Origin of the sequence: Moraxella boevrei DSM 14165, assembly GCF_000379845.1 — a bacterium.
Lineage (GTDB): Bacteria > Pseudomonadota > Gammaproteobacteria > Pseudomonadales > Moraxellaceae > Faucicola > Faucicola boevrei.
Map to the genome: position 1 here is coordinate 1 of NZ_KB903800.1, position 3,830 is coordinate 3,830.

The following is a 3,830-nucleotide window of genomic DNA, read 5'->3' on the forward strand; positions in this document are numbered from 1 at the left end:
CCGAAACACCAAAACAGGAAAACCCTGCTAAGCCACCTGTAACCGAAACAAATGAGCAAGATAACCAGCCACTATCCATTAGCATTAAACCAACCCAAAATCAAAGTATCGTTAATGAAGGGGATTTCGCTGAATTTGAAGTCAAATTAGAAAACCGCCCCAATGATGAACAAACCTTAACTTTACAATTGACTCAGTCAGGCACGATTACCGCCAGTGATTTAGGTCTTCCCATATTTACACAAAATTTCTCACCTGTTGATGTAAAACTTGACAATCAAACGCTAACGATTGGGGCAGGTATTACCGATTTTACCATCTCCTACCCAACTATGATTGACCAAATTCCAGAAGGTAACGAAACCTTAATCTTACAGCTTGATAAACAATCTGCAACCGTCAATGTAAGCGACGTAACGGTCAATCCATACAATGAAACTGTATATATTCCAAATCCTGACGCTCAGTACGATCCTACAACAAATACCATTACTTTTACTGCACATGATACTGGCAGTGTTCCGCCTATATATGAGCTATTACCATTTAGCGACACTAATCAGATCGATGCTTATTTACCAAAATCAGGTGAATTTATAGATTATATCGTTAATATTCACATACCATCTGACAATCCAGTTGAGATCCAAGCCCCAACCGCTTATCTAACCCCTAATAGTATGCACATTGACGGTGATACTAGACGTGCAATCATCGTGCGTGACCGTGACCAAGGTGAACAAATCATACCAACTTTAGAAAAAGACAATAACACACTTAAATACATCTTTAAAGATGTACCAAAAGATGCAGGACTGGCAATTAACACAGGTAGTTTTTCTTACAAAAAAGAAGACAACCAAGCGACACCAACTATTCAAATCACCACATCTGAAGGTTATCCATTAGCATATCCGCAAGGCATACCAACCGAGTTTACTCATGAAATTATTGTATTTACACCTGTGATTTAATAGAGGTTTTGTGTTAAAAATTTTTTGAAACAATGGCAAACTTTAACACTCACCTTACCACCGCTTTTGTCGTGAGTAGCACCGCAAGCCTTGCCTTGTACAAAGCAGGAATGCTCTCGCCGATGGAGTTTTTTTTGTGTGCTATTACAGGCACGATTGGCGGTCTGTTGCCTGACATTGACCTACCGCACGCCGTGCCTGCGCGTGTCGGATTTAACGTGTTATCCATGCTCACGGCGTTTGGGGTGGTGGTGATGTGGATTAGTTATTTGACGATTGCCGAATTAGTGGCGGTGTGGCTGATTAGTTATAGTATGATGCGGTGGGGCGTGTTTTTGCTATTTAGTAGTTTGACCACGCATCGGGGCATTGTGCATTCCATTCCGTATATGGGCGTGCTGAGTATGACGCTGGTGTATGCCAGTTTTTATGGCTTAAAAAATGGGGCAGTTTTTAGTTGGTTTTTGGGCTTGTTTTTATTTTTTGGCACGCTGATACATTTGTTATTGGACGAAATTTATAGCGTGAATGTGTTTGGTTTACGCCTAAAAAAATCGTTTGGTACAGCGATGAAATTTTTTGACAAAGACCAAAAAAAACGCTATTTGTTGTTGTACACGGTATTGGCAGTTTTATTGATGTTTGCCCCGTCTTATCAAGTTTTTTGGCAAACCCTAACCGAACCAATGAGTTGGCAGTTGTTAAAACAAAATTTATTACCAAATTATGTTTATCATTATTTAAACTTTTCTGTTTAACATTAAAAGGGTCTTAATAACTATTTTTTAAATTTATGCCAACTATTTAGACTTTGAAAAATCGAATGCTTTGTGGCAAGCTAGGATTGCTTTTCTTATTTTATTGATTTTTTACCATTAAACAGCAAGGAAACTGCGATGCAACACGCCCTACGCCCTGATATTGACCCAAATGGCTTGTTAGAATTTTCGGTGGTTTATACCGACCGAGCGTTAAATCATATGTCAAAACAATTCCAGCAAGTGATGAATGATTTGTCGCAAAACCTAAAAGACGTATACAACGCCCATGCGGTGGCGATTGTACCGGGTGGTGGAACGTTTGGCATGGAAGCGGTGGCACGCCAGTTGGCAACCGATAAAAAATGTTTGATTTTACGCCATGGTTGGTTTAGTTATCGTTGGACACAGATTTTGGAAGCAGGTAAAATCAGCCGTGATGTTACCGTGACTACCGCCAAAACTGATAAACAAGACACACCAACCCCGATTTTTTCCCCAACGCCGATAGATGACGTGGTCAGCCAAATTTATGCAGAAAAACCGCAAATTGTATTTGCTCCACATGTTGAGACCGCATCAGGTATTATGTTGCCTGATGATTACATCCGCACCCTTGCCAAAGTGGTGCATGATGTGGGCGGACTGCTTGTGATTGACTGTATCGCATCAGGCTGTATATGGCTAGATATACAGGATTTAGGTATTGACGTGCTACTGTCTGCCCCACAAAAGGGCTGGTCTAGCACGCCTTGTGCAGGGCTTATCATGCTAAGCGAACAGGCGACAATAGCGGTGGATAACAGTGTTAGCACGAGCTTTAGCCTTGATTTAAAACAATGGCTAAACATCATGCGAGCCTTTGAAAATGGCGGTCATGCCTACCATGCCACCATGCCAACCGACAGTCTAAAAATGTTCCATGATACGCTAAACCAAGCCAAACAAATCGGCTTTGCCAAACTTAAATCCGCCCAAATAGAACTAGGACAAAAAGTACGTGCCTTGCTAGAACAGCACGGCTATCAAAGTATCGCTAACAAAGATTACCAAGCATCAGGCGTTATCGTGTGCTACACCGACCGAGACGACATTCATAAGGGCACTGCCTTTTTGCAAAATGGGGTGCAAATCGCCAGTGGTGTACCACTCAAAATCGGTGAACCTGACGGCTTTAAAACTTTCCGCTTAGGTCTATTTGGCTTGGATAAATTACAAGACATAGACGCTACCGTTGCACGGCTAGACACTGCTTTACAAGCGGTAAAATAACCCAAACAGGATTACTAAACGATGGGTAAATGGCTGATTTTTATCATGATTTGTACCATCGCTTGCGTGGTGATTGAGAATTGTGGCTTAAGTTTTTACATCAAACACCAAGATAACCTTCGCACACTTGGCAATCTTCGTTGTGATGATATCGCTTGGTTAAAACAACAAATTTATCAACAAAAACAACAACATCAATAAAAACTTAGGGGCTGAACTAGATTAAGTTCAAATTTTACACCATCTTCTCAATACTCTAAGCTGATTACAGGCGAGCCATAGTTAAAACGGAACTCACATTCTTTAATAAAAAGATGAAAGTTTTTCTTATCAATGCCGTTGTATTTTCTCAGCATTCTCTTGGCTTGCGACCAGAAGTTTTCAATGCCATTAATGTGATTTAAGCGATTTTGTTTATCTATAAACTCTGTTGAGTGATTAACCCTAAAATGCTTAAAATCACTTACATCAAGGGCATTATAACTTCGGTAGCTGTCTGTATAAACAACGCTATCAGGCTTGATTTTACTGGCTATGATAGGCATTAGCGTATCTGTTTTAGTGTCTTTAACAACAACGGTATAAACTTTACCATTACGCTTTAAAAGACCAAACACGGCTGTTTTACCACTAGCACCGCGACCACACTTACCCTTACGGACGCCACCAAAGTAACTCTCATCAAGCTCTATCTCTCCATCAAATAAGGTTTGAGCTTCAAGATTGAGNTTGTATTCTATCACAAGTCTGATTTTGTGGTAAAATAATATAGCTGTGTTAGCGTGAATACCAAGTAAATCACTGGCTGTTCTAGCAGTAACTTGTG

4 protein-coding genes and 1 pseudogene are annotated in these 3,830 nt (G+C 40.4%); 4 read left to right on the forward strand and 1 reads right to left on the reverse strand.

The window, feature by feature from the left end; genetic code table 11:
• The 4 genes from A3G3_RS14645 to A3G3_RS0108895 form a co-directional block, all read left to right on the forward strand.
• Positions 1–974: hypothetical protein (locus A3G3_RS14645; RefSeq protein WP_040631653.1), on the forward strand; the 974-nt coding region annotated here is incomplete at its 5' end.
• Between the two features lie 32 nt (positions 975–1,006).
• Positions 1,007–1,732 carry a metal-dependent hydrolase gene (locus A3G3_RS0108885; RefSeq protein WP_019520179.1) on the forward strand — a complete coding sequence of 242 codons (726 nt, stop codon included), beginning with the start codon at positions 1,007–1,009 and terminating at the stop codon, positions 1,730–1,732.
• A 138-nt stretch (positions 1,733–1,870) separates the two neighbouring features.
• The gene (locus tag A3G3_RS0108890) at positions 1,871–3,004 is read left to right on the forward strand and encodes an aminotransferase class V-fold PLP-dependent enzyme (RefSeq protein ID WP_019520180.1); all 1,134 of its coding nucleotides are present in this window, start codon (positions 1,871–1,873) and stop codon (positions 3,002–3,004) included.
• Positions 3,005–3,025: 21 nt separating this feature from the next.
• Entirely contained in the window at positions 3,026–3,205 is a 180-nt protein-coding gene (locus A3G3_RS0108895; protein ID WP_019520181.1) for a hypothetical protein, read from the forward strand.
• A 27-nt stretch (positions 3,206–3,232) separates the two neighbouring features.
• Here A3G3_RS0108895 and A3G3_RS13545 read toward each other — a convergent pair.
• Positions 3,233–3,830: pseudogene (locus tag A3G3_RS13545) on the reverse strand (IS1595 family transposase); the annotation flags it as partial.